Annotated in this window: 1 protein-coding gene and 1 tRNA gene; both read left to right on the top strand. The window is 63.7% G+C overall.

What is annotated here, in order from left to right; all coding sequences use genetic code 11:
• Nucleotides 1–526: PhzF family phenazine biosynthesis isomerase (locus EN932_RS37285; RefSeq protein WP_164890906.1), on the top strand; the 526-nt coding region annotated here is incomplete at its 5' end.
• Between the two features lie 106 nt (nt 527–632).
• Nucleotides 633–708 (top strand) — tRNA-Lys (locus EN932_RS37280).
• The last annotated feature ends 75 nt before the right edge of the window (nt 709–783 follow it).

Here is a 783-nt window from a genome sequence, read left to right as displayed (position 1 = left end):
GGAGCCGCTGAAGCTCGATGCCGATCCGGAGGCGATCGGTGCCGCGCTTGGGTTGACGCCGCATGAGATCGGCTTCGAGAATCACCGCGTCGCGTTCTGGTCGGCGGGCGTGCCCTACGTCACCATCCCGGTTGCCAATCTCGAGGCGGCGGGCCGCATCCGGCTGGACAACCAGGCATGGTCGGAACTGGCGCCGCGCAAGAGCGAGTGGGCCTTCGCCAGCCCCTATGTCTACTGCCGCGAGACGGTGAACCACGAAAGCGCCTTCCATGTGCGCATGATCGTGCCCGGCACGCCTTCCTACGAGGATCCGGCGACCGGTTCGGCGGCAGCCGCCTTTGCCGGCGCCATCATGCATTTCGACGCGCCGACCGATGGCATTTCACAGCTGTGGATCGAGCAGGGGCTGGAGATGGGCCGGCCATCGCGCATCCGCCTCGAACTGACCGTGCAAGGCGGAAAACTGGCCTCGGCGCGCATCGGCGGCAACGCAATCAAGGTGGCGGAGGGCAAGCTGTTCGTTTGATCGAACGCATGCTCGGTCGATTTGTCGGGAAATGATTCCGGCAGGGCTGGACAGGACCGATGGTGGCGGCTATATGCCCGCCAACGCCGGTTTTTGCCGGCCGAGTGGGTGCGTAGCTCAGTTGGTAGAGCAGCTGACTCTTAATCAGCGGGTCCACAGTTCAATCCTGTGCGCACCCACCAAATTCCTAGAAGAGTTGGTGGAAAGACCCTGAAAGCGAGACGCGTTTGGCGCGTCTCGGGCAGGCTGTCTGACTG

It is taken from the genome of Mesorhizobium sp. M7A.F.Ca.US.002.01.1.1, from assembly GCF_004022955.1.
Classification (GTDB): domain Bacteria; phylum Pseudomonadota; class Alphaproteobacteria; order Rhizobiales; family Rhizobiaceae; genus Mesorhizobium; species Mesorhizobium ciceri.
The sequence above is the reverse complement of the archived record's forward strand: the minus strand, read 5'-3'. Positions and strand labels throughout refer to the sequence as shown.